General features: G+C 63.9%; 22 protein-coding genes. 16 read left to right on the top strand and 6 right to left on the bottom strand.

The genetic code is table 11. From position 1 onward, the window contains the following. The first annotated feature begins 1 nt into the window (after position 1). Together C9990_RS19785 and C9990_RS19780 are read left to right on the top strand one after the other, a co-directional pair. Entirely contained in the window at positions 2-820 is an 819-nt protein-coding gene (locus tag C9990_RS19785) for a sugar phosphate isomerase/epimerase (RefSeq protein ID WP_106804391.1), read from the top strand. 49 nt (positions 821-869) lie between these two features. Further along, complete coding sequence (locus tag C9990_RS19780) at positions 870-1,832, top strand: Dyp-type peroxidase (RefSeq protein WP_065905847.1); 963 nt, start codon at positions 870-872, stop codon at positions 1,830-1,832. 64 nt (positions 1,833-1,896) lie between these two features. Here C9990_RS19780 and C9990_RS19775 read toward each other — a convergent pair whose 3' ends face one another. After that, positions 1,897-2,769, bottom strand: coding sequence for an undecaprenyl-diphosphate phosphatase (locus C9990_RS19775; RefSeq protein WP_106804390.1), 873 nt, complete (start codon positions 2,767-2,769; stop codon positions 1,897-1,899). 180 nt (positions 2,770-2,949) lie between these two features. On the opposite strand from C9990_RS19775, the gene C9990_RS19770 reads away from it, so the two are divergent. The 7 genes from C9990_RS19770 to C9990_RS19740 all read left to right on the top strand — a co-directional run bounded on the left by C9990_RS19770 (position 2,950) and on the right by C9990_RS19740 (position 10,458). Further along, positions 2,950-3,456 (top strand): GNAT family N-acetyltransferase, encoded by a 507-nt coding sequence (locus C9990_RS19770; RefSeq protein ID WP_065906117.1) that lies wholly within the window; start codon positions 2,950-2,952, stop codon positions 3,454-3,456. An 80-nt stretch (positions 3,457-3,536) separates the two neighbouring features. Further along, a complete protein-coding gene (locus tag C9990_RS19765) occupies positions 3,537-3,803 on the top strand; it encodes a hypothetical protein (protein WP_256595118.1) in 267 nt (88 codons plus the stop codon). A gap of 266 nt (positions 3,804-4,069) precedes the next feature. Further along, entirely contained in the window at positions 4,070-5,626 is a 1,557-nt protein-coding gene (locus C9990_RS19760; RefSeq protein ID WP_106804388.1) for an ABC transporter substrate-binding protein, read from the top strand. Between the two features lie 12 nt (positions 5,627-5,638). After that, positions 5,639-6,580 carry an ABC transporter permease gene (locus C9990_RS19755; protein ID WP_065905853.1) on the top strand — a complete coding sequence of 314 codons (942 nt, stop codon included), beginning with the start codon at positions 5,639-5,641 and terminating at the stop codon, positions 6,578-6,580. Next, complete coding sequence (locus C9990_RS19750) at positions 6,577-7,431, top strand: ABC transporter permease (RefSeq protein ID WP_106804387.1); 855 nt, start codon at positions 6,577-6,579, stop codon at positions 7,429-7,431. Before C9990_RS19755 ends, C9990_RS19750 begins: the two co-directional genes overlap by 4 nt. A gap of 2 nt (positions 7,432-7,433) precedes the next feature. Beyond that, positions 7,434-9,062 (top strand): ABC transporter ATP-binding protein, encoded by a 1,629-nt coding sequence (locus C9990_RS19745; RefSeq protein ID WP_106804386.1) that lies wholly within the window; start codon positions 7,434-7,436, stop codon positions 9,060-9,062. Between the two features lie 157 nt (positions 9,063-9,219). Next, the gene (locus C9990_RS19740; protein ID WP_371920704.1) at positions 9,220-10,458 is read left to right on the top strand and encodes an OprD family porin; all 1,239 of its coding nucleotides are present in this window, start codon (positions 9,220-9,222) and stop codon (positions 10,456-10,458) included. A gap of 146 nt (positions 10,459-10,604) precedes the next feature. Here C9990_RS19740 and C9990_RS19735 read toward each other — a convergent pair whose 3' ends face one another. Further along, positions 10,605-11,483: a GntR family transcriptional regulator gene (locus tag C9990_RS19735; protein ID WP_065905861.1), complete on the bottom strand. Its 879-nt coding sequence runs from the start codon at positions 11,481-11,483 to the stop codon at positions 10,605-10,607. Positions 11,484-11,623: 140 nt separating this feature from the next. Here C9990_RS19735 and C9990_RS19730 point away from each other — a divergent pair, with 140 nt between their 5' ends. From C9990_RS19730 to C9990_RS19720, 3 genes are read left to right on the top strand one after another with little or no spacing between them, the layout of a single operon-like run. Continuing rightward, positions 11,624-13,129: a serine hydrolase gene (locus C9990_RS19730; RefSeq protein ID WP_106804384.1), complete on the top strand. Its 1,506-nt coding sequence runs from the start codon at positions 11,624-11,626 to the stop codon at positions 13,127-13,129. Between the two features lie 11 nt (positions 13,130-13,140). Continuing rightward, on the top strand, positions 13,141-14,436 hold the full coding sequence (locus C9990_RS19725) for an aminotransferase class III-fold pyridoxal phosphate-dependent enzyme (protein WP_106804383.1): 1,296 nt from the start codon (positions 13,141-13,143) through the stop codon (positions 14,434-14,436). After that, entirely contained in the window at positions 14,433-15,854 is a 1,422-nt protein-coding gene (locus C9990_RS19720) for an aldehyde dehydrogenase family protein (protein WP_106804382.1), read from the top strand. Before C9990_RS19725 ends, C9990_RS19720 begins: the two co-directional genes overlap by 4 nt. Here C9990_RS19720 and C9990_RS19715 read toward each other — a convergent pair. After that, on the bottom strand, positions 15,841-16,779 hold the full coding sequence (locus C9990_RS19715; RefSeq protein WP_065905870.1) for a GlxA family transcriptional regulator: 939 nt from the start codon (positions 16,777-16,779) through the stop codon (positions 15,841-15,843). The genes C9990_RS19720 and C9990_RS19715 overlap by 14 nt on opposite strands. A 172-nt stretch (positions 16,780-16,951) precedes the next feature. Here C9990_RS19715 and C9990_RS19710 point away from each other — a divergent pair, with 172 nt between their 5' ends. The 3 genes from C9990_RS19710 (at position 16,952) to C9990_RS19700 (ending at position 19,460) form a co-directional block, all read left to right on the top strand. Continuing rightward, complete coding sequence (locus tag C9990_RS19710) at positions 16,952-17,581, top strand: TetR/AcrR family transcriptional regulator (RefSeq protein WP_106804381.1); 630 nt, start codon at positions 16,952-16,954, stop codon at positions 17,579-17,581. Further along, positions 17,578-18,255: a type 1 glutamine amidotransferase domain-containing protein gene (locus C9990_RS19705; protein WP_065905875.1), complete on the top strand. Its 678-nt coding sequence runs from the start codon at positions 17,578-17,580 to the stop codon at positions 18,253-18,255. The genes C9990_RS19710 and C9990_RS19705 overlap by 4 nt, the downstream gene beginning before the upstream one ends. An 80-nt stretch (positions 18,256-18,335) precedes the next feature. Beyond that, entirely contained in the window at positions 18,336-19,460 is a 1,125-nt protein-coding gene (locus tag C9990_RS19700; RefSeq protein ID WP_106804380.1) for an alkene reductase, read from the top strand. Between the two features lie 33 nt (positions 19,461-19,493). On the opposite strand, the gene C9990_RS19695 is transcribed toward C9990_RS19700, so the two are convergent. Beyond that, a complete protein-coding gene (locus C9990_RS19695) occupies positions 19,494-20,492 on the bottom strand; it encodes an NAD(P)H-quinone oxidoreductase (RefSeq protein WP_065905882.1) in 999 nt (332 codons plus the stop codon). Between the two features lie 146 nt (positions 20,493-20,638). Next, a complete protein-coding gene (locus C9990_RS19690) occupies positions 20,639-21,457 on the bottom strand; it encodes an alpha/beta fold hydrolase (protein WP_106804379.1) in 819 nt (272 codons plus the stop codon). A gap of 149 nt (positions 21,458-21,606) precedes the next feature. Here C9990_RS19690 and C9990_RS19685 point away from each other — a divergent pair, with 149 nt between their 5' ends. After that, on the top strand, positions 21,607-22,674 hold the full coding sequence (locus tag C9990_RS19685; RefSeq protein ID WP_065905886.1) for an NAD(P)-dependent alcohol dehydrogenase: 1,068 nt from the start codon (positions 21,607-21,609) through the stop codon (positions 22,672-22,674). Between the two features lie 45 nt (positions 22,675-22,719). Here the strand turns inward: C9990_RS19685 and mntP are convergent, their stop codons facing one another. Beyond that, positions 22,720-23,283, bottom strand: a complete 564-nt coding sequence (mntP, locus tag C9990_RS19680; RefSeq protein WP_065905888.1) for a manganese efflux pump MntP — start codon at positions 23,281-23,283, stop codon at positions 22,720-22,722. Between the last annotated feature and the right edge of the window lie 37 nt (positions 23,284-23,320).

The following is a 23,320-nucleotide window of genomic DNA, read 5'->3' as shown; positions in this document are numbered from 1 at the left end:
TATGCGCCAATTTCTGGTATTTCAATCGCTGTGGGCCATGCAAACCGAGCCCGGTCCCCTGGAAGCACAGCTGGAGCGCATCGCCGCCGCCGGCTTCGATGGCGTCACCGACCACTACTGGAAAGCCGCGGATGTCGCGCGCCTGCACGCCGCCGCCAGCGCACGCGGCTTGCAGATCGAAGGCCAGTTGTTCCCGCAGACCGTGGATGATCTGGCGGCGGCGCTGGATGTCATCAGCCGTCATGGCTGCCATCACCTGACCCTGCAAGCCGATGTGCGGCCGCGCAGCCAGGCCGAGGCCGCCAGGCTGGTCGAAGGCTGGCAGCGCCTCGCCGAGCAGGTGGACTTTCCGGTGCTGCTGGAAACCCACCGTTATCGCCTCACCAATGACCTGTTGTTCACGCTCGACCTGCTGGCGCAGATGCCCGACCTGAAGCTGCTGGCGGACCTGTCGCACTACGTGGTCGGCCGCGAGTTGCCCGAGCCCGGGGCCGTCGAGGATGATCAACAGATACGCACGATCCTGCGTCACAGCTGGGGCTTTCATGGCCGCGTGGCGAGCAGCGAGCAGGTGCAGGTGTCGCTCGAATTTCCCCAGCATCAAGCGTGGGTCGAGCGGTTTACCGGCTGGTGGCGCTACGGGATCAAGGACTGGCTGGCGCGTCCCGACACCCCGCAGAGCCTGTCTTTCACCTGCGAACTCGGCCCGCCGCCCTATGCGATCACCGGCGCCGACGGTCGCGAGATCAGTGATCGCTGGGCCGAGGCGCTGAAGCTCAAGGCGTTGATTCGCGATGTGTGGCAGGAGTGTCAGAAATGATCTGCTAATCTGCGCGGGTTCACTCTCGCCCTTAGCCTGGATTTGCCCCATGCCGACTTCCTCCGTTCAGCCGCCTCTTGAGCCGCAGTCCGTCTGCCACCCGATCACCAGCAGCGCAATCTTCATGGTCGCCACCGTCACCCCCGGCCGTGAAGACCACGTGCGCGCCTGGTGCGCGGACATCGCCGGGCTGGTGCGTTCGGTGGGCAAGCGGGTGCCGGCGGGCAACTTGACCTGTGTCTGCGGGTTTGGCGCGGATGCCTGGGATCGATTGTTCGGCGCACCACGCCCGGCGGCGCTGCACCCGTTCCGGGAGTTCGGTGTGGAAGGGCGCATGGCGGTGTCGACGCCCGGCGATATCCTGCTGCATATCCGCGCCGAGCAGATGGACCTGTGCTTTGAACTCGCCACCCACGTGATGGCTGCGCTGGGCGACAGTGTCAAGGTGGTGGATGAAGTCCAGGGGTTTCGCTACTTCGACATGCGCAGCATCATCGGGTTTGTCGACGGCACGGAAAACCCGGTAGGCCGCAAGGCCGTGGGGTTCACCATCGTCGGCGCCGAAGACCCGGAATTCGAGGGCGGCAGCTATGTGCTGGTGCAGAAGTACCTGCACAACATGACAGCCTGGAACGGCCTGACAGTCGAAGCCCAGGAGAAGGTGATCGGGCGCACCAAACTCTCGGATATCGAGTTGGATGAGGAGACCAAGCCGAGCAACTCCCACAGCGCATTGACGGTCATCACCGACAAGAACGGCGAGGAAGTGAAAATCCTGCGTGACAACATGCCCTTCGGCCGCCCGGGTGCCGGCGAGTTCGGCACCTACTTCATTGGCTACGCGCGCTCGCCGGAGCCTCTGGAGTTGATGCTGGAGAACATGTTCGTCGGCCGCCCGGTGGGCAACTATGACCGTTTGCTGGACTTCAGCACGGCGGTCACCGGCGGCCTGTTCTTCGTGCCCTCGGCCGACCTGCTGGAAGAGCTGGCCGACCGAACGATCGGGCAATAGCACGACCCAGGAAGTACGCATCCCAACTGTAGGCGCCGGCAAGCCGGCTACTACAGAAGCGGTTTTAGCTCAGCAAGCCGGTACTGACTGCGACGATCAGGAACACCCCGAGCAACGCGCGGTAAATCACAAACGGCCAGGTGGAGAACCGTTCCAAAAACTTCATCAGGCCCCAGATCGCAAAGAACGCCGAGACGCTGGCCACCACCAGGCCAAAGAGCAGGTGCGGCCAGGCGTGTACGGGCATGTCGGCGTGCAGCAGCACCCACAGCTCTTTCAAGCCGGCAAGGGCGATGGCGGGCAGGCCGAGCAGGAACGAAAATCGCGCGGCTTCCTCGCGTTTGAAGTTGAGGAACAACGCGGCCGTCAGCGTCGAACCGGAGCGCGACACGCCGGGGATCAGCGCGCCGATCTGCGCAATGCCGACGATCAGTGCATCGCGCAGGCGCATCTGGCTCATGTCGCGGGTATGCCGGGCACGCACTTCGGCCACCGCCAGCAGCACGGCCATCACCACGCAGGAAATGCCGATCACCATCAGCCCGCGCAACGGCGAGTTGCAGGCGTTCAACGTCGAGGACAGGGCCAGGCCGGCAATGCCAATCGGAATGGTCGCCAGCACAATCGCCACCGCCAGCTTGAACCACTGATTGTTATAGTCGCCCTGGCGCACCGCACCGATGCTGCCGGTGACCACCTGGCGCACATCACGCCAGAAATAACTGACCACCGCCGCCAGCGCCGCCAGCTGCATCGCCGCCGAAAACGCCGAGCCGGGATCCTGCCAGCCGAGCAGGGCGGGTACCACCCGCATGTGGGCGGTGGACGACACCGGCAGCAGCTCGGTAATGCCCTGGATCACGCCCAGGATAAAGATCTGCAGGTAATCCAGGGAGGCAAAGCCTACATCCAGGCCGGCGGAACAGACGTTTGTCAAAATGCATGTCCTTGGAGAAAAAGGGGAGGGCTGGCGGAGTTTATTCCAAATGTTTCAAAGTTTTAGGCCGCGCCAGACAAATCCGCATTCGGTTCAGCAAGCAGAAAGGTTAGACAATGTATTGGCCTGGCGAGAGGATTTGTGAACAATGGCGCCCTGCGTTTTTTCACCGAGACCCCCATGCCTGAAACCACTGTTGAACTGATCCAGACCGGGCCCGAAGACGCCGAGCTGATCCGCAATCTCTACCAGTACTACGCCTACGAGTCGTCGGACTGGGAGCAGGAAGACGTCGAGGCCGACGGCCGCTTCTACATCCACGACGAACACCTGACCCGTTACTGGCAGGATCCGCAGTGGAGCGCCAACCTGCTGCTGGTCGATGGCTATATCGCCGGCTTCCTGCTGATCGAAGGCAGTGAGTTGCCGGGCCTCGACGCCCTGGAACTGGCCGACCTGTTTATCCTCAAGCGCTATCGCCGCAAAGGCATTGGCCGCGCCATCGCCACGCAGGTGTTGTGCAGTGGTCACGCCAATTGGCTGGTGCGCTTCTATGACCAGGACGAAGTGTCCCAGGCGTTCTGGCGCACGGTGCTGGATAACCTGCCACGCCCGGTGCAGACCCTCGAGCTGGACGATGACCCGCAGCTGGTGAGCTACCTGATTACCCGCGCGGCGCTGCACTGAACACAGGGTTGAACTCAAGGCGGCCAAGCCGCTCCTAGCCTCGTCGGCCACCCTGGCCCTGAATTTCACAAGGATGCGAAATGCCTATGTCTGCTTCGATCAAGTACCTGGCGGCGGCTGCCGCACTGCTGATGCTCGGCGGTTGCGTGACCCTCTCGGGTGACTACAACGTCACGGCCGTCGACGTCTCCGGTGCGCCGATCCCGATGGTCATCACCAGCCACGGCAGTGCCATCTACTCGTCGCGCAACATGTTCTGCCAGAACTTCCCGAAAGCCACGGTGACCATCCGTGACCTCAACACCGGCGAAGAGCTCAAGAACGAAAGTCCTTACCACTGCCGCTAGGGCAGGCGCGGGTTTGCCCCAAAAGAGGCTTCGGCCTCTTTTTTGTTGCCTGGAGAAAAACACCGTTAAGTCGACAATGTTTTTATATGCACAAAAAAACATTTACAAGCCGGGCTTGTACTGTGAATATGTCCCGGCGAATTTAAAAAAACAAAAAACATCCGCGGCACTGACCTCAGGCCAGGCCATAACAACAACGACCTAACACAGGCTTGAAGCCGGCTCCTGCCCCAGGCCGGTCTCTTCAGCGAAGGAGAACATCTCCCGTGAATCGCTTACTCAATGGCACGCTGTGCGTCACCCTCGCACTCGGCGCCGGCCTTGCGCAGGCCCAGACCACCTTGCGCGTCGGCTTGAATGCCGACATCCGCAGCACCGAGCCGGGCGTCAACCGTGACGAAAACACCGACACGGTGATGCTGCACATCGTCGAAGGCCTGGTGGCCCACCGTGAAGACGCCTCCGTCGGCCCGTTGTTGGCTCGTGAGGTGCAACGCTCCGCTGACGGCATGACCTACACCTTCAAGCTGCGCGACGGCGTGCACTTCCAGAATGGCGCGACCTTGACCGCCGCCGACGTGAAGTGGACCTGGGAGCGCTACCTCGACCCGAAAACCCAGTGGCGCTGCCTGGCCGAATTCGATGGCCGTGGCGGGGCGAAAATCACCGCCATCGACGCGCCGGACCCGCTGACCGTGGTGTTCCACCTCGACCAGCCCAGCGGCCTGTTCCTGGCTTCCATGGCGCGCCCCGATTGCGGCGGCAGCGGCATCCTGCACCGCGATTCGCTGGCGGCGGACGGCAGCTGGAAGGCGCCGATCGGCACCGGCCCGTTCAGCCTCGATGAATGGAAACCCGGCCAATACGTGGTGCTCTCGCGCTTCAAGGACTACAGCCCGCGCGACGAGGCCGGGCCGGATGGCTTTACCGGCAAGAAGACCGCATTGGTCGACGCCGTACGCTTCATGGTGATCCCCGACCCGTCATCGGCCAAGGCCGCGTTGATGTCCAACAACATCGACCTGCTGCCCAATGTCAGCGCCAGCGATGCCCAGGAGTTGAAAACCACGCCGGGCGTGCAGATCTCGTTCAGCCCGATCATGGCGATCTGCGGCTTGCTGTTCCAGACCAACGACCCACTGCTCAAGGATGTGCGCATCCGCCAGGCCATCGCCCATTCCCTGGACTACGGGCAAATGGTCAACGCCCTGTCCAACGGCACCTCGGAGCCGAACAACTCGGCCATCCCCCAGACCAGCCCGTTCTACAGCGCCACCGCCAGGCAGGGTTATCGCTATGACCCGCAGGAAGCCCAGCGCCTGCTCAGCGAGGCCGGCTACCACGGCCAGCCGATCAAGATGATCGTCAACAAACGCTATTCGCAGATGTTCGACATGGGCCTGCTCAGCCAGGCGATGGCGGTGGCCAGCGGCCTGAATATCCAGATGGAAACCCTGGAGTGGGGCACGCAGCTGGAGCGCTACCAGAGCGGCAACTACCAGATGATGGCGTTTTCTTATTCGTCGCGCCTCGACCCGGCCACCAGCTTCGATTCACTGATGGGCGACAAGAGCAAGGAGCCGCGCAAGGTCTGGGACAACCCCCAGGCGCAGGCGGTGCTGCGCGAAGCGGTGCGCGAGAGTGACACGGCCAGGCGCCAGGCGCTGTTCGACCAGTTGCACACGATGATGATCCACGACACGCCGATGGTGATCATCTACAACGGCACGGTCGCCGCAGCGCTGCGGGACAGCGTCAAGGGCTTCCATTCGTGGCCGGTGTCGTCGCCACGGTTGTGGGGCGTCAGCCTCGCTGCCCATTAACGAGGCCTGAGCATGTTGCGTTTTATCCTGCAAAAACTCGGGATGGCGATCCCGACGCTGTTGCTGATTTCGGTGATGGTCTTCGCCTTGATTCGCCTGATCCCGGGCGACCCGGCGCTGCTGATGCTCGGCGATATGGCCGACCCCCAGAGCCTGGCCGAGATGCGCCACACCCTGGGCCTGGATCACTCGTTGGTGACGCAGTTCCTGATCTGGTTCAAGGCGGTATTGAGCTTTGACCTGGGCTTTTCCATCAGCACCAAGCAGGCGGTGTTGCCGCTGATCCTGGACCGCTTCAGCGTCAGCGCGACCATCGTGCTGGTAGCGGTGCTGTTCGCCACGCTGATCGCGGTGCCCATCGGCCTGATAGCCGCCTGGAAACAGAACACTGCGCTCGACCTCGGCCTGGTGTCGGTGGCGACCTTGCTGCTGTCGATCCCCAGCTTCTGGCTCGGCCTGCTGCTGCTGCATGCCTTTGGCATCCAGCTCGGCTGGCTGCCGGTGGTGGGCTACGTCAGTTTCGCCCAGGCGCCGTGGCAGGCGATCAGCTACATGGTGCTGCCGGTGGTGACCCTGACATTGGTGGAAGTCGGCGCGATCACCCGCATGGCGCGGGCCAGCACCATTGAAGTGCTGCGCCTGGAGTACATCGCCCATGCCCGCGCCAAGGGCTTGTCGGAGCGCGCGGTGCTGTGGAAACACGCATTGCCCAACGCCTTCGCCCCGACCTGGACCCTGGTGGGGCTGATCCTCGGCAACCTGCTGGGCGGCATCGCGGTGCTGGAAACCGTGTTCACCCTGCCAGGCATAGGCCGCTTGATGGTGGATGCGATTTTCGCCCGCGACTACCCGGTGCTGCAGGGCTGCCTGTTGCTGATCACCTTTATCTACGTGCTGGTCAACCTGTGTGTGGATCTGCTCTATCCGCTGTTCGATCCAAGGGTGAAGTTATGAGTTCGAGTATTGCCGTGCCCGTGCAGGCCAGGCGTCGACGCGTGTGGGCGCCGGCTAATGCCCTGATCGGCGGCGGGCTGCTGGTGGCCTTGATTGCGCTGGCGTTGATGGGCCTGGTGTGGTCACCGTTCGACCCGCTGAAAATCGACCTGATGTCGCGCTTCCAGGCGCCCTCGACCACGCACTGGCTGGGCACCGACGAGTTCGGTCGCGACGTGTTCAGCCGCCTGTTGATCGGCGCGCGCACCAGCTTGTGGGTGAGCCTGCTGACGGTCAGCGTGGCCGTGCTGGCCGGCACCCTGATCGGCATGCTCGCCGGTTACCTGCGCGGCTGGACCGACCGCGTGCTGATGATGTTCAACGATGCCTTGCTGGCGTTTCCGGGCATTCTCATGGCCCTGGGCATCATGGCGATCATCGGTGCGAGCAAATACGGGATCGTGCTCGCCTTGGGCATCGCCTACACGCCGTCGGTGGTGCGCGTGGTGCGCGGCACCGTGCTGTCCCTGCGCGAGCTGGAGTACATCGAAGCTTCGCGGGTGATCGGCAACTCCGAGCTGTACACCATGCTGCGGCACATCGCGCCGAACTGCCTGGCGCCGTTGTGTGTACTGGCCACCAGCATGTTCGGCTGGGCGCTGCTGTCGGAAAGCGCCTTGAGCTTCCTCGGCCTGGGCGTGCCGCCACCGGCAGCGACCTGGGGCAACATGCTCGCGAGCAGCCGGCCGTATATCGCCTCGGCGCCGTGGCTGGGCGTGTTCCCCGGGCTGTTTATCTGCCTGACCCTGCTGGCGATCAACCTGTTTGGCGATGCCCTGCGCGATCGTCTCGACCCCCGGATGAGGAAGTGAAGATGTCCGCCAATCCTGTTTTGCTGAACGTCGAACACTTGCAGATCCGCGTGGGCGAACACGGCCCGCTGGCAGTCGACGACCTGAGTTTCAGCATCGCGCCCGGTGAAATCGTTGCGCTGGTGGGCGAGTCCGGCAGCGGCAAGACCATGGCCGCGCGCGCCGCCATCGGCCTGCTGCCGTTGCCCATGCAAGTCTGCGGCGGGCGCCTGGATTTCCAGGGCCGTGACCTGGCCAGCGTCAGCCCCGAGGAGCTGCGCGCGATTCGTGGCGCGAGTATCGGCATGGTGTTCCAGGAGCCGATGGTGTCGCTCAATCCGGCGCTGAAGATCGGCCAGCAGATGAGCGAAGCGCTGAGGCTGCACACCGACCTCGACCCGCCGCAGATCCGCGAGCGTTGCCTGACCATGCTGCGGCGCATCGGCATCAAGGCCGCCGAGCGCTGCCTGGAATCCTATCCGCACCAGTTTTCCGGCGGCATGCGCCAACGCATCATGCTGGCCTCGGTGATGCTGCTGCGTCCGGCGCTGTTGATTGCCGACGAGCCCACCACCGCGCTGGACTGCCTGGCGCAGCTGGACGTGATCGAGCTGATGCTGGAACTGACCCGCGAGCAGGGCACGGCCATTCTGTTTATCAGCCATGACCTGTCCCTGGTCGCCCGTTATGCGCACAAGGTGGTGGTAATGCGTCACGGCCAGGCGGTGGAGCAGGGCACGATTGAAGATATCCTGCTGGCACCCAAGGCCGAGTACACCCGCCAGTTGCTGGAGGCGTTGCCACGGCGCGGCGTGCTGGCGCCATTGCCGGCCAGCAACGGGCCATTGGTGGAAGTGGACCAGGTGTGCATCGAGCACCCGGGGCCGACCTCGTTCTGGGGCAAACGCCAGCACACCCGTGTGGTGCACTCCGCGAGCCTGGTGATTGCCCCCGGCGAAACCCTGGCGCTGGTGGGCGGCAGCGGCTCGGGCAAGACCACCCTCGGGCGCTCGCTGGTCGGCCTGATCAAACCTTGCGCCGGTGCGATCCGCTTCAAGGGCGTGGACATCCTCAAGGCCGCCAACCGCACGCACCGCCTGCAATGCCAGATGATCTTCCAGGACCCGTATTCGTCCCTGAACCCACGGATGAAAATCGGCGACATCCTCGCCGAACCGCTGCGTCACGAACCCGGCCTGAACGCCGCCCAGCGACGTGAGCGGGTGACGCAGACCCTCCAGGACATCGGCCTGGGCGCGCAGTTTGTCGAGCGTTTCCCCCATCAGCTCTCCGGCGGCCAGCGCCAGCGCGTCGCCATCGGCCGCGCGCTGGTGCGCCACCCGCAACTGGTGATCGCCGACGAGCCGATTTCGGCGCTGGACATGACTATCCAGAAGCAGATTCTCGAGCTGTTCGAACGCCTGCAGGCGCAGTACGGCTTTGCCTGCCTGTTCATTTCCCATGACCTCGCGGCGGTGGAGCGTATCGCCCATCGGGTGGCAGTGATGCACCAGGGCACTGTGGTGGAAGTGGGGGCGCGCGAACAGATCTTCGACCATCCGCAGCACCCGTACACCCGGCAATTGCTGGCCGCCGCCAGCCCGCTGGAGAAACTGCCGGACGGCGGCTACCGAATACGACCGGCGATTTAACCCCCTGATTTCACCCGACGTGCAGGCCTTCAAACCCTGCGCGATGGGGAATGTCGTGCCCAGAAAAACAATAAGACCTACTCACCGATAACGACTGCCAGGAGCCAAGAACATGCATAACAACAACCTCAACCTGATCCTGAAGGGCGTCGGCCTCATGAGCGGGGGCCTGCTGTGCGTCCCGGCCCAGGCGGACTTCATCAAGGACAGCAAGGCTGATCTGGAACTGAAGAACTACTACTTCAACCGTGATTATCGCGAGGACGCCGGGCAATCCAAGCGCGAGGAATGGGCCCAGGGTTTTATCCTCAACCTGAAGTCGGGCTTCACCGAAGGCACCGTGGGCTTTGGGGTGGACGTGGTCGGCATGCTCGGCCTGAAACTCGATTCCAGCCCGGACCGCTCGGGCTCCGGCCTGTTGTCGCGGGACAACGACGCGACGCCGGGCAAGCCGAGTTATGCCAAGCGTGCCCACGATGAATATTCCAAGTATGGCGTGACCGGCAAGGTGCGCTTTGCCCAGAGCGAACTGCGCAGCGGCTACTTGCTGCCGGACCTGCCGACCTTGCAACCGAACACCAGCCGGCTGTTCCCGCAGACGTTTCGTGGCACCCAGGTGACCTCGACGGACATCGCCGGGCTGGCGTTGATCGGTGGGCAGATCGACCAGACCAAACAGCGCGAGTCCACCGACTACGAAGACATGGCGCTGACCAGCCAGAGCGGCGCCTACAAAAGCTCCGGCAAGAGTGACCGCTTCCGCTTTGCCGGCGGCGACTACAAGCTCACGCCGGGCATGACCCTCAGCTATCACTTTGCGCAACTGGAGGACATCTACCAGCAGCATTTCGTCGGGGTGAAAAACAGTTTCGCCCTGGGCGGCGGCACTCTCAAGACCGACATCCGCTACTTCGATGCGGACAAGTCGGGTGCGGGCCTTGCAGGCAAGGTCGACAACCGCGCGCTGAGTACGCGGGCGATGTTCAGCTACAAGGGCCACAGCGTTGGCGGGGGGTATCAGGAGCAGTATGGCGAGACGCCGTTTACCTATGTGGACGGGACCAATACCTACCTGTTTTCCGAGTACCAGTTGAGCAACTTCTCGCAGACCAACGAGCGCGTCTGGCATGCGCGGTATGACTTCGACTTTGCCGCGTTGGGCGTGCCGGGGCTGACGTTTTCGACGCGTTGGGCCAAGGGCGACCAGGCCGAGGTGAAGGGGTTTGTGGGGGAGGGCCGTGAGTGGGAACGCGATATTGACCTGGGCTATGTGTTTCAGTCCGGGGCGCTCAAAGGGGTGTCGTTGCGCTGGCGCAATGGGTTGAGCAAGGCTAACTATCTCCGGGATATGAACGAGAATCGGGTGATTGTTGGCTATACCGTGGCGCTCTGGTGATGCGAGTGGGGGCGATTCGGTCTGAATGTGGGAGCCGGCTTGCCTGCGATGGCGGTATGTCGGCGTACCGCTCCATTCCGGCGTCTGGGTTTGCGGTCTGGGACCGTGCGCCTAGGCGAAACAGGGATGCCCACCGGGGCAACCCGTCATCCCTTGTTCCGCGCCACCCGCAACTTGCTGGCCACATCCAGGTGTCGATGCAGCAACGTCGACGCCCACTCGTTATCGCCTTGCTCCAGCGCATCGAGGATCGCCAGGTGTTCCTGGCACGAGACCTTCACGCGTTCCACGTTGTTCACCGTGTGGAACTCGGTCAGCCGCCGCAAGCGGTTCTGTTGCTGGATCGCCTGCAGGATGTAGCCGTTGCCGGAGGCGGCTGCGAGCAGTTCGTGGAATTCGGCGTTGCATTCGATAAAGCGCTGCCCGTCGACCTTGCCTTCGAGCAGTTCCATCTGGCGCTCGCGGCAGCGGCGGAAGTGTTCCGGGTGGATCTTGAAGGTCGGTTCCAGCAGCCCGGCCGGCTCCAGCAGCATGCGGAAGCGGTAGCTCTCGAAGCGCGTCTGCGGGCTGTTCAGCGTCGGCAGGAATTGCCAGCCATGCCCGTGCTTGCGCTGCATCACGCCTTCATCCGAGAGCCGCAGCAGGCAGCGGCGCAACACACTTTTGCCAACGCCGTAGCGGCGCAGCAAATCACTTTCGGAAATCTGGTCGGGCAGCACCTGGTTCAGCCGGTCGTCGATCAGCCGCGTGTACAGCTGGTCCTCTTCGTTGTGCAACTCACTGAATTGCTGCGCCAGGCCATCGGTTGCCTGCAGCGGGACGCGATAGCCCTGCTGCGGCAACGGCTCGATGGCCTGCTGTTCGGCCAGGTAGGAAAGCGCACTGCGGATCGGCGAGCGCGATACGCCCAGGCGCTGCGCCAGTTCCACTTCCTTGAGGTGCATACCGGGTTGCAGGTCGCCGCTGGCGATGGCGGCAAGGATCTGCCCGGCGACTTTGGTCTGCAGCGAAGTGAGTGGGGCCATGGTGCGAAGTCTTTCCTGTGACAGGGGAGGCAAGGATACCCGGAAAAGCTGAATTATAGGCGGCTCAAATACATCAGCGCCGCGTCGATCAAATCTTTATCTGCATTATTTGAAATATAAAAACATCCAGAGGACCCATCATGACTTACATCCCGCTGCCCCGGGCCTTGCCCACCGAACGCGGCGTCGACCCGGCCGGCATTCTCGATTTTCTCCGGACCGTGGCCGAGGCCGGCCTGGAGCTGCACAGTTTCATGCTGTATCGCCAGGGCGCAGTGGTGTCCGAGGCCTTCTGGCGGCCTTATTCGGCGCATCGCCCCCACGTGCAGCATTCGGCAACCAAGAGCTGGACCGCCACCGCCGTCGGCCTGTTGATCGATGACGGGCGCCTGAGCCTCGACGCCAAGGTCGTGAGCTTCTTCCCCGAGCTGTGCCCGCAACCTGTCAGTGCGAACCTTGCGGCGATGACGGTCGAGGATCTGCTGACCATGCGCACCGGCCACACCCGCGGTATTTCCGGCGGTGACTGGCGCAACCTGCAAAGCAGTTGGGTCGAGGCGTTTCTGAAGGAGCCGGTGGACGAGCCGCCGGGCCAGTCGTTCATCTACAGCAGTGCCTCGAGTTTCATGCTCTCGGCCATCGTCACCCAGGTCACCGGGCAGACCCTGCACGCGTTGTTGCAGGCGCGCGTCCTCGATCACCTGGGCCTCGACCGCCTGGAGTGGGACTTGGCGCCAGGCGGTTTCAACGCCGGTGGCAACGGCTTGAGCTGCACCAGCGAAGACTCGCTGAAGTTCGGCGTGCTGCACCTCAACCGTGGCCAATGGCAGGGCCGCCAGTTGCTCTCGCCACAGTGGGTCGACGACGCCACGCGCAACCAGGTGCAGGATGTGTGGATGGGCGAATTCGACGGCAAGCAGTACCTGCCGCGCGACAAGAACAAGGCCAACGAAGCCCAGCGCGAAGGCTATGGCTACCAGTGGTGGATGACCGAGCACGGTGGCTACTACGCCTCAGGCGTGTTCGGCCAGCAGTGCATCGTGCTGCCGGCACAGGACACGGTCATCGTGTTCACCTGCGGCCTGCGCCTGGGTGAAAAGCGCTTGCACCAGGCGCTGTGGCAACACCTGTTCCCGGCGCTGGGCCGCGCGAGTGCGGATGCCCAGGGCAGCCAGGCGCAATTGGACGCGCTGATTGACGAGCTGCATCTGCCGACGTTGCAAGGCCTGAAAAGCTCGCCCGCCAGTACCTCCCTGCAAGGCCTTTTCAGCATCGAGCCCAATGAAGACGGCGTGCGCGAACTGGCTTTTGATTTCCATCCCGATCACTGCGACTTCACCCTCGTCGACCACCGTGGCACCCATCACCTGCGCGCGGGTTTCCAGCAGCCGCTGGAGTCGATCACCAGCCTCACCGGCAATTACCTGCACCACCAATACCAGCCGGAGCAGACCCCGGTGGTTGCCCAGGCCTGCTGGACTGCCGAGGGCGAGTTGCGCATGGACTGGCGCTTTGTCGAAACCGCCTTCGGCGACCACGTCAGTTGCCGCTTGCATCACGGCCGCCTGCACTTCGCGCGCGGCGTCAATACCAATGCCGGCGCCTTGCAGCGCCCGACCCTGATCGGCACGCGCATCGCGTCTTAAGGAGTACACCCATGACCTCTTCCTTGTGGGCGCCATTTACCGCCATGCGCCCGTTCAACCGCGCGCCGATGCTGTTTGATCGCGCCGCCGGCATGCACTACACCACCACTGATGGGCGCCAGGTGCTCGACGCCATGGCCGGGCTCTGGTGCGTCAACGCCGGTCACGGCCAGGCGCGGATTGTCGAGGCGATTCGCGAAGCGGCGGGGCGCCTGGACTTTGTGTCCTCGTTCAAGATGAGCCATCCCGCCGCACTGACCCTGGCCGATCGGCTGGTGGCCATCGCCCCGGACGGCCTGGATAAAGTGTTCTTTACCAACTCCGGCTCGGAAGCGGTGGACACCGCGCTGAAGATTGCCCGTGCCTACCATCAGGCCCGTGGCGATTGCCGCCGCACCAAACTGATCGGCCGCGCCAAGGGTTATCACGGCATGGGCTTTGGCGGGCTGTCGGTGTCGGGCATTGGTCGGCAGAAACGCGACTTCGGGCCGCTGCTCGGCGACGTCGCGCACCTGCCGCTGCCTTATGATGCCGGCTCGCGTTTCAGCCACGGCCAACCGGCGCAAGGCGTGCAGTATGCGGACGCCTTGCTGCACCTGCTGGAGATTCACGACCCGGCCACGGTGGCGGCGGTGATTGTCGAGCCGGTGACCGGTTCCGGCGGCGTGTATGCGCCGCCACTCGGCTACCTGCAACGCCTGCGCGAGCTGTGTGATCGGCATGGCGTGCTGCTGATTTTCGACGAGGTGATCACCGGTTTCGGCCGTGTCGGCCACAGCTTCGCTGCCCAGGCGTTTGGCGTGACCCCGGACCTGATGACCCTGGCCAAGGGCCTCACCAACGGTGCGGTGCCGATGGGCGGCGTGCTGGTCAGTGGCGCCGTGTATGAGGCCTTCATGCAAGGCCCGGAACAGGCGATTGAATTGATGCACGGCTACACCTATTCCGCCCATCCGCTGGCGTGCGCCGCAGGTCTCGCGACCCTTGAAGTGCATCAAGAGTTGGGCATCAACGCCCATGTGCAGCAGATCGCCCCGCTGTGGCAAACCACTGCGCTGGCCCTGCGCGAACAGCCGCTGGTGCTTGATGTGCGTGCGATTGGCCTGCTGTGCGCCGTCGAACTCAAGCCCCGCGACGGGGCGCCGGGGGCACGTGCGGCCGAGGTGGCCCAGCGCTGTTTCGGTGCAGGCGTGCTGGTGCGCGCGTCCGGAGAAAATATCGTCTTGTCGCCGCCGCTGATCCTCAACCAGGAACAACTTGCGCTGATCTTCCACACCCTGGCGCAGGCCCTTGAGGCGACGCGATGAACCACCGGGATTTCTATATCGACGGGCAGTGGGTCAAGCCCTTGGGCACCGAGACCCTGGCAGTGATCGACCCGTCCACCGAGTGCGCGGTCGCGACCATCAGCCTGGGCACGCTTGGCGACCTCGACCGGGCAGTGGCTGCCGCCCGGCGCGCCTTCGATCACTACAGCCAGTGGACGCGGGAGCAGCGCCTGGCGTTGCTGGCGGCGATCATCGAGGGCTATCGCGAACACAGCGAGGCCCTGGCGCAGTGCGTGCACCAGGAGATGGGCGCGCCCTTGTCACTGGCGCGCAGTGCCCACGTGCCGGCCGGGCTGGGCCACTTGCAGCGGGCCTATGCGGTGCTCGAAGACTACGCGTTCGACCGCGCCCACGGCAGCACGCTGATCAGTCGCGAGCCGATCGGCGTGTGCGGCCTGATCACGCCCTGGAACTGGCCGCTCAACCAGCTCACCTGCAAGCTCGCCCCGGCCTTGGCGGCGGGCTGCACGATGGTGCTCAAACCCAGTGAAAAGGCGCCGCTGTCGGCCATGCTGCTGGCCGATATCCTGCACCGCGCCGGGGTGCCCAAGGGCGTGTTCAACCTGGTCAACGGTGACGGGCCGACGGTCGGCGACGGCATGGCGCGGCATGCCGGTATCGACATGCTGTCCTTCACCGGCTCCACCGGCGCGGGCATCGCGGTGGCCAAGGCGGCGGCGGACACGGTCAAGCGCGTGTCGCAGGAACTGGGCGGCAAGTCGGCCAACCTGATCCTGGCCGATGCCGACCTGGAGGCGGCGGTGCGCCATGGCGTCAGCAGCTGTTTTCGCAACAGCGGGCAGTCGTGCAATGCGCCGACGCGAATGTTGGTGCCACGGGCGTTGCAGGCGAGGGCGGTGGCGATTGCACAGGCAGTCGCCGCGCAGGTCTGCTTCGACGACAGCCACCCGGCCACGGCCATGGGACCCTTGGCCAATCAGGCGCAGTTCGAGCGGGTGCAGGCGTTGCTCGCGGCCGTCGACAGCCCGCCCGTCTGCGGCGGCGTGGGCCGCCCTGATGGGGTGACGACGGGTTTCTACGCCAGGCCCACGATCTTCGCCGATGTCGATCCAGACACACCGATTGCCCGCGAGGAAGTGTTCGGCCCGGTGCTGGTGATCATCCCCTACGACAGCGAAGACCAGGCGATTGCCATCGCCAATGACAGCCCTTACGGGCTCTCGGGCTATGTCACCGCCGGCAGCCTGGAGCGTGCACGTGCCGTGGCCCGGCGCCTGCGCACCGGCATGGTCCATCTCAACGGCAGCAAGGCCGACAACGGCGCACCGTTCGGCGGCTACAAGCAGTCGGGCAATGGCCGCGAATGGGGCGTGTTCGGGCTGGAGGACTATCTGGAAGTGAAGTCGCTGTTCGGCTACCAGCCTAGCCCGGATTGAACAACGCCTGTTGCATCGCCTGCGGCGGCTGGCCGAAGGCGCGCAGGAAGGCCTGGCGCATGCGCTCGCGGTCGCCGAAGCCGGTTTCGCGGGCGACGACTTCCACCGGGTGGCGGCTGGTCTCCATCATTGCCCGCGCGGCTTCCACGCGCAGCGACTCGATGGCCTTGGCCGGCGTCTGCCCGGTTTCCTCGCGAAACACGCGGCTGAACTGGCGCGGGCTGAGCCGGGCGACCTCGGCCAGGGCTTCCACCGACAGGTCGTGGGTGAGGTTTTCGCGGGCGTAGGCCAGGGCCAGTTGCACACGGTCGGACTTGGGGTCCAGTTCCAGCAAGGCCGACAGCTGCGACTGCTCGCTGCCCCGGCGCTGGGCAATCACCAGCTTGCGTGCGATGCGCCGCGCAAGATCGCTGCCCAGGTCGTTCTCGACCATCGCCAGCGCGAGGTCGACCCCGGCACTCATGCCGGCGCCGGTCCAGATCTGGCCGTCGACCACGAACAGCTTGTCTTCTTCCAGGTGGATAGCCGGGTAACGCTTGCGAAAGGCCGGTGCGTGAATCCAGTGGGTGGTGGTGCGCTTGCCCTCCAGCAGGCCGGCTTCGGCCAGTACAAAGATGCCCATGCACAACGAGGCGATCCGCCGCGATTGCGCAGAGGCGGCCTTGACCAGTTCCAGCAGGCTCAGCTCCGGCAGGCGAAACTCCATGTAGCCGCTGACAATCAGCGTGTCATAGCCTTCGGCGCGCACTTGGGTGGTGTTCACCGAGAAACCCTGGGACGCCATCACCGCACCGCCATTCTCCGACACCAGGTGAAACTCATAAGCCGGTTCGCCGCGCAGCAGGTTCGCGCACTCGAACACCGACCCGACGCTGAGACTCAGGCATTCGAAGTTCGGGTAAACCATCAGCGCAACGCTGTGCATTGCATCTCTCCAGGAGCGTGGGAGAGGCGATTGTCGGCGGCTGCCGGGAAAACGGCAACCGCCTTTGCGGCGTGTCCGGAATCCTTGCGGATATGACATTGTGAGCGCCTGGCCCCATCCCTAACATTCACCCAACGACGAGACGACTGGTCTAATCGGACGGGATGAAGACATGAGCAACGAAACCAGAAGTGCACGGCAGATCATTCTTGACAGTGCACGGCCGATTGTCGGCGCCAAGGGATTTTCTGCGGTCGGCCTGAACGAAATACTGCAAGCCGCCGAAGTGCCTAAAGGCTCGTTCTATCACTACTTCACGTCCAAGGACGCGTTTGGCGTGGTCCTGCTCGACACCTACTTCGACCAGTACGTGCAGGGCATGGAACAGCTGTTCAACCAGCCGGGTTTGTCCCAGCACGCCAAATTGATGCGCTACTGGCAGTGCTGGATCGACAACCAGACGGGCTGCACCGATGCCGGCAAATGCCTTGCCGTCAAACTCGGTGCGGAGGTGTCAGACCTATCAGAGCCCATGCGCCTGGCATTGCAGCGGGGCACCTCACGCACCATCGATTTACTCGCCGTGGCCATGCAGCGCGGCGTGCAGGACGGCTCGCTGTTGCTCGAACACAGCCCGCAGGTCCTGGCCCGGCAGCTGTACGCGTTATGGCTGGGCGCCAGCGTCATGAGCAAGATCACCCGCACACCCGCGCCTTTTGACGAGGCGTTGTTGCTGACCCGACAGCTGTTGGGTCGCCCTGAAAACCCTGACATTCACATCGATCGAGGCACTGGAAAATGAAAGTATTAATGGTACTGACCTCTCACGACCAGCTTGGCGACACCGGCCGCAAGACCGGCTTCTGGCTCGAAGAATTTGCTGCACCGTATTACGTGTTCAAGGACGCCGGTGCCGAACTGGTGCTGGCTTCCCCGGCCGGCGGCCAGCCGCCGCTCGACCCGGTGAGTGATCAGCCGGATGCGCAAACCGAGCAGACCCGCCGCTTCGCCGCCGACCCGGCTGCACAGCAGGCGCTGGCTACTACCGTCAAGCTGGACACGGTCAACGCGGACGACTTCGACACGGTGTTCTACCCAGGTGGGCACGGCCCGCTGTGGGACCTGGCGGAATCGCCGACCTCCATCGCGCTGATCGAGGCGTTCGAACGTGCCGGCAAGCCCATCGGCTTTGTCTGCCATGCACCGGGGGCCTTGCGTCACGTCAAGGCGGTGAATGGCGAGCCGCTGGTCAAGGGCCGTCGCGTCACCGGCTTCTCCAACTCGGAAGAAGCGGCAGTGGGCCTCACCGACGTGGTGCCGTTCCTGATCGAAGATGATTTCAAGAAACTCGGCGGCCACTATGAGAAGGGCGCTGATTGGGCTTCTTTTGTCCTCGAAGATGGTTTGTTGATCACCGGGCAGAACCCTGCCAGTTCCAGCGATGTGGCCAAGGCCCTGCTGAAACTCACCGCCTGAGCTAACTAACTGCAGTCACTCCTTGGCGACGCGCAAGCGTCGCCAACGCTTTTGTTCGTCCTGAATTTGGAAAATTTCGCATGACCCAGCCTGTTTTAAGTACGCCGGTCACCCTCGGCCACCACACATTGAACAACCGGGTCGTACTGCCGCCCCTGACCCGCCAGCGCAGTGCCCAACCTGGCGATATCGCCACCGCGCTGATGGCCGAGTACTACCGCCAGCGTGCCGGTGCCGGTTTCATGGTCAGCGAGGGCACGCAGATCGAGCCCCGTGGCCAGGGCTACGCGTGGACGCCGGGGATTTATTCGGCGGCGCAGATTGATGGCTGGCGCACGGTCACCGATGCCGTGCACGCCGACGGCGGGGTGATCTTTGCCCAGCTGTGGCACGTCGGCCGTGTGTCGCACAACGCGTTGCAGCCTGAGGGCGCGGCGCCGGTCGCACCCTCGGCGATTGCCGCGCTGCAGGCCAAGGCCTTTATCGAAACCGGGCCGGGCGTCGGCGAGCTGAAGCAACCGCCGGTGCCGCGCGCCTTGACCACGCTTGAGGTCAAGGCATTGGTCGCGCAGTACGCCCAGGCTGCCCGCAATGCGCTGGACGCCGGCTTTGACGGGGTGGAAATCCACTCGGCGAACGGTTACCTGGTCAACCAGTTCATCTCGGCGCATGCCAACCAGCGTGATGATGAATACGGTGGCTCGCTGGATAACCGCCTGCGGTTCCTGCGCGAGATTGTAGAAGCGGTGTGCCAGGTGGTCGGCCCGGAACGCCTGGGCGTGCGGTTTTCGCCGTTGTTCAGCGGCACCGACCAGGACCGCGTGTACATCGGCCTGGTCGAGGAAGACCCGCATCACACCTATATCGAGGCGATCAAGGTGCTGGAGGCGTCGGGTATTGCTTACGTGTCCATCGCCGAAGCCGACTGGGACAACGCGCCCGACCTGCCCGACAGCTTCCGCCAGGCCGTGCGCGAGACGTTCAGCGGGCGGATCATCTACGCCGGGCGCTACACCGCCGAACGCGGCGCGCGCCTGGTCGAGACCGGGCTGGCGGACCTGATCGCATTCGGGCGGCCGTTCATTGCCAACCCGGACCTGCCGCAGCGGATCTTCAAGGGCTGGCCGTTGAATCCGCTGCGCGAAGAGGGGATGTACGGTGGGGGAGAAGCAGGTTATATCGACTACCCCACCTACCTCGGGTAATCACGTCGCCAATCCGGGAGGGTTGCCCGCTGATTACGCCACCCGCAACACGATCTTGCCGATGTGGTCCCCACCTTCCATGCGCGCATGGGCCTGGGCCGCGTCGGTGTATTCGTAGACTTTGTCGATGATCGGCAGGCAGCGCCCGGCGGCCAGTACCGGCCACACGTGCTCGCGCAGCTGCGCGGCAATCGCGGCCTTTTCGTCCTTGGTTCGCGAGCGCAGCAGCGAGCCGGTGATGATCGCGCGCTTGGCCATGATGGTCAGCAGGTCGACGTCATTGCCCTTGCCGCCACCGAGGAAGCCCAGCATCACCAGGCGACCCTCCATGGCCAGGGCCTTGAGGTTATTGCTCAGGTACGAGCCGCCCATGATATCCAGCACCACGTTGACGCCCTTGTCGGCGGTTTTTTCGGCGATGACCTGGGCAAAGTCCTGCTCGCGGTAATTGATCGGCTCGCCGCCCAGTTTGGCAATCGCGGCGCACTTGTCGGCACTGCCGGCCGTGGCAAACGCCTGGAGGCCAAACTCGCGGCAGAGCATCAGCGCGGTGGTGCCGATGCCGCTGGTGCCGCCGTGGATCAGCGCACGCTGGCCTTCGTGGGCGCCGCCCAGGCCGAACAGGTTGGCCCACACGGTGAAGAACGTTTCCGGCACGGCGGCGGCTTGAATCCAGTCCATGCCTTGCGGAATCGGCAGCGCCTGGGTGGCCGGCACGCTGCAAAACTGTGCGTAGCCGCCGCCATTGGTCAGGGCGCAGACCTTGTCGCCCACGGCGTATTCGCTGACACCGTCACCCAGCGCCACCACTTCACCGGCGATTTCCAGGCCGGGGATCGGGCTCATGCCGGGTTTCATCGGGTACTTGCCGGCGCGTTGCAACGCATCCGGGCGATTGACGCCGGCGGCATGCACGCGGACCAGGATCTCGCCGGGGCCTGCCACCGGCACATCGGCCCGGCGCGGTTGCAGCACTTCAGGGCCGCCGGGGGCGGTGATTTCGATCAGGGTCATTTCTTTGGGAAGTGTCATTTGAGCCTACCTGCAGCGATGAACGTATGGGTTGGGACCGTGGCGAGGGGGCGGCGGTTCAGCACGATCGTGCCCGGCGACCGCGCGAGATTCGAGCGCGTAAAAAAAAGGCCGGGCAAGCCCGGCCGATAAAGGCAGACATTAACTCAGCGTTTCAGGAACGCCAACAGGTCTTCGTTCAACTGCTGGGCGTGGGTCACCGCGAACCCGTGGGGCGCGTCCTTGTACACCTTCAGTTGGGCGCCCTTGATCAACTCCGCCGCCACTTTGCCGGTGGTCTCGAACGGCACGATCTGGTCGCCATCGCCATGGATCACCAGGGTGGGTACGTCGATCTTCGCCATGTCCGGGCGGAAGTCGGTTTCGGCGAACGCGGTGACGCAATCCACCGTGGCCTTGAGCGAGGCCAGCAGGGCGATTTGCAGGGTCTGGGTCTGCACGCCTTGGGAGACGACCTGGCCCTTGTTGAGGCCATAGAACGGTGCGTTGAAATCGCTGATGAACTGCGCGCGATCCTTCAGCAGCTCGGTCTTGAACCCTGCGAACACATCGAGCGGGACACCCTGCGGATAGTCGGGCTTCTGGCCGAACAGCGGGGTGACGGCGCCCAGCAGCACCAGGCCGGCCACCCGTGCACTGCCGTGGCGGGCGATGTAGCGGGCCACATCGCCGCCGCCCATGGAGAAGCCCACCAGGGTCACGTCCTCGAGGTCCAGGTGTTCGATCAACTGGGCGATGTCGTCGGCGAAGGTGTCGTAGTCGTTGCCGGTCCAGGGTTGGTCCGAGCGACCAAAGCCACGACGGTCAAAGGCGATGGTGCGATAGCCGCGGCTGCTGAGGTATTCCATCTGGTATTCCCACATGTCGGCGTCCAGTGGCCAACCGTGGCTGAACAACACCGGTTTACCGCTGCCCCAGTCCTTGAAATAGATCTGGGTACCGTCTTTTGCAACAAATGTGCTCATGCAAAAACTCCTGGTTGAGGGGGCTGAAAGACTCTAGCGCACTATTGCGTGAAACCGGACGAAGGGCTTGTACCGGTGTGCTCGGTTGAACGGTTCAGCGTCTATGCTGGTCCACTGACTTCTACCGTCAGATCACACAGGTGAACGAAATGGCCAAGACTTACAGCTACGCCGCCCAGAACGCCAAGGATGCCCTCAAGCCCTTCACCTTCGAGCGCCGCGCGCCGGGGGCCGAGGACGTCCAGATCGACATTCTGTATTGCGGCGTCTGCCACTCCGACCTGCACACCGCACGCAACGAGTGGAACAACACCTTGTATCCCTCGGTGCCCGGCCACGAAATCGTCGGCCGTGTGACTGCGGTGGGCGCCAACGTGAAAAAATTCAAGGTCGGCGACCTCGCCGGCGTCGGCTGCATGGTCGACAGCTGCCAGCACTGTGCGTCCTGCGCCGAGGGCGAGGAGCAATACTGCGAGAACGGGTTCACCGGCACCTACAACGGCCCGGTGTTCGGCGGTGAAAACACCTTTGGCGGTTATTCGGACAGCATCGTGGTCAAGGAGAAGTTCGTGCTGCGCATCTCCCACGATGATTCGAACCTGGCAGCGGTGGCGCCGCTGCTGTGCGCGGGCATCACCACCTACTCGCCGCTGCACCACTGGAAAGTCGGCCCCGGCAAGAAAGTCGGCGTGGTCGGCCTGGGTGGCCTGGGGCATATGGCGGTGAAGATCGCCCATGCGATGGGCGCACACGTCACACTGTTCACCACGTCACCCAACAAGCGCGAAGACGGCCTGCGCCTGGGGGCCGACCAGGTGGTGGTGTCGAAGAACGCGGATGAAATGGCCAAGGTCGCCAACAGCCTGGACTTCATCCTCAACACCGTCGCTGCACCGCATAACCTGGATGTGTTTCTCAACCTGCTCAAGCGTGACGGCACCATGACCCTGGTCGGCGCGCCCGACAGTCCGCACCCGTCGCCGGCGGTATTCGGCCTGATCTTCAAGCGCCGCAGCCTGGCTGGTTCGTTGATCGGCGGGATCCAGGAGACCCAGGACATGCTCGACTTCTGCGCCAAGCACGGGATTGTCTCGGACATCGAGATGATCGATATCCAGGGGATCAACGAGGCGTATGAGCGGATGCTCAAGGGCGATGTGAAGTATCGATTCGTGATCGATATGGACAGCCTGAAGAAAGCAAGCCACGCGGCCTGAGGCTCGTCCCTGCAGGAGCCGGCTTGCCGGCTCCTGCAGTTTTGTTCAGGCTGAGAGGTGTTCGTACAGGATTGTCGCACCCACCAGCATCAGCACCACGCCGCCGACGATCTCGGCACGTTTGCCCACCACGGTGCCCAGCACCCGGCCCAGCATCATGCCGATGGTCACCATGGTCATGGTCGCGAGGCCGATCGCGGCGGACGCCACCAGGATATTCACGTCGACAAACGCCAGGCCCACGCCCACCGCCAGCGCGTCGATACTGGTCGCAAATGCCGTGACCGCCAGGATCATGAACGAATGCTGGGTTGGTTTTTCGGCCTCCTCATCGTCGGCCTTGAGCCCGTTGTAGATCATGTGCAGGCCCAGCACCGCGAGCAGGGTGAAGGCGATCCAGTGGTCCCAGTTCTCCACCCAACGCGTCGCAGCATGGCCGATGGCCCAGCCGATCATCGGGGTGATGGCTTCGATCACGCCGAAGATCAGGCCGGCGCGCAGGGCTTGGGTCAGGCGTGGCTTGTGCAGGCTGGAGCCTTTGCCGATGGCCGCCGCGAAGGCGTCCGTGGACATGGCAAGGGCGAGAAGGATCAGGGAAATGGGGTTCACGGTCAGGCTTCCAGTCGGGCTATATGAGACAACGACA

It is taken from the genome of Pseudomonas sp. S5D5 (assembly GCF_003013355.1).
Classification (GTDB): Bacteria; Pseudomonadota; Gammaproteobacteria; order Pseudomonadales; family Pseudomonadaceae; genus Aquipseudomonas; species Aquipseudomonas aylmerensis.
This window is presented reverse-complemented; position numbering and strand designations above follow the sequence as displayed.

What these genes read in the sequence shown, in the direction of transcription:
- C9990_RS19785 (WP_106804391.1), top strand. Translation starts at nt 2, where the DNA reads ATGCGCCAATTTCTGGTATTTCAATCGCTGTGGGCCATGCAAACCGAG.
- C9990_RS19780 (WP_065905847.1), top strand. Translation starts at nt 870, where the DNA reads ATGCCGACTTCCTCCGTTCAGCCGCCTCTTGAGCCGCAGTCCGTCTGC.
- C9990_RS19770 (WP_065906117.1), top strand. Translation starts at nt 2,950, where the DNA reads ATGCCTGAAACCACTGTTGAACTGATCCAGACCGGGCCCGAAGACGCC.
- C9990_RS19765 (WP_256595118.1), top strand. Translation starts at nt 3,537, where the DNA reads ATGCCTATGTCTGCTTCGATCAAGTACCTGGCGGCGGCTGCCGCACTG.
- C9990_RS19755 (WP_065905853.1), top strand. Translation starts at nt 5,639, where the DNA reads ATGTTGCGTTTTATCCTGCAAAAACTCGGGATGGCGATCCCGACGCTG.
- C9990_RS19750 (WP_106804387.1), top strand. Translation starts at nt 6,577, where the DNA reads ATGAGTTCGAGTATTGCCGTGCCCGTGCAGGCCAGGCGTCGACGCGTG.
- C9990_RS19745 (WP_106804386.1), top strand. Translation starts at nt 7,434, where the DNA reads ATGTCCGCCAATCCTGTTTTGCTGAACGTCGAACACTTGCAGATCCGC.
- C9990_RS19740 (WP_371920704.1), top strand. Translation starts at nt 9,220, where the DNA reads ATGAGCGGGGGCCTGCTGTGCGTCCCGGCCCAGGCGGACTTCATCAAG.
- C9990_RS19735 (WP_065905861.1), bottom strand. Translation starts at nt 11,483, where the DNA reads ATGGCCCCACTCACTTCGCTGCAGACCAAAGTCGCCGGGCAGATCCTT.
- C9990_RS19730 (WP_106804384.1), top strand. Translation starts at nt 11,624, where the DNA reads ATGACTTACATCCCGCTGCCCCGGGCCTTGCCCACCGAACGCGGCGTC.
- C9990_RS19725 (WP_106804383.1), top strand. Translation starts at nt 13,141, where the DNA reads ATGACCTCTTCCTTGTGGGCGCCATTTACCGCCATGCGCCCGTTCAAC.
- C9990_RS19720 (WP_106804382.1), top strand. Translation starts at nt 14,433, where the DNA reads ATGAACCACCGGGATTTCTATATCGACGGGCAGTGGGTCAAGCCCTTG.
- C9990_RS19715 (WP_065905870.1), bottom strand. Translation starts at nt 16,779, where the DNA reads ATGCACAGCGTTGCGCTGATGGTTTACCCGAACTTCGAATGCCTGAGT.
- C9990_RS19710 (WP_106804381.1), top strand. Translation starts at nt 16,952, where the DNA reads ATGAGCAACGAAACCAGAAGTGCACGGCAGATCATTCTTGACAGTGCA.
- C9990_RS19705 (WP_065905875.1), top strand. Translation starts at nt 17,578, where the DNA reads ATGAAAGTATTAATGGTACTGACCTCTCACGACCAGCTTGGCGACACC.
- C9990_RS19700 (WP_106804380.1), top strand. Translation starts at nt 18,336, where the DNA reads ATGACCCAGCCTGTTTTAAGTACGCCGGTCACCCTCGGCCACCACACA.
- C9990_RS19695 (WP_065905882.1), bottom strand. Translation starts at nt 20,492, where the DNA reads ATGACACTTCCCAAAGAAATGACCCTGATCGAAATCACCGCCCCCGGC.
- C9990_RS19690 (WP_106804379.1), bottom strand. Translation starts at nt 21,457, where the DNA reads ATGAGCACATTTGTTGCAAAAGACGGTACCCAGATCTATTTCAAGGAC.
- C9990_RS19685 (WP_065905886.1), top strand. Translation starts at nt 21,607, where the DNA reads ATGGCCAAGACTTACAGCTACGCCGCCCAGAACGCCAAGGATGCCCTC.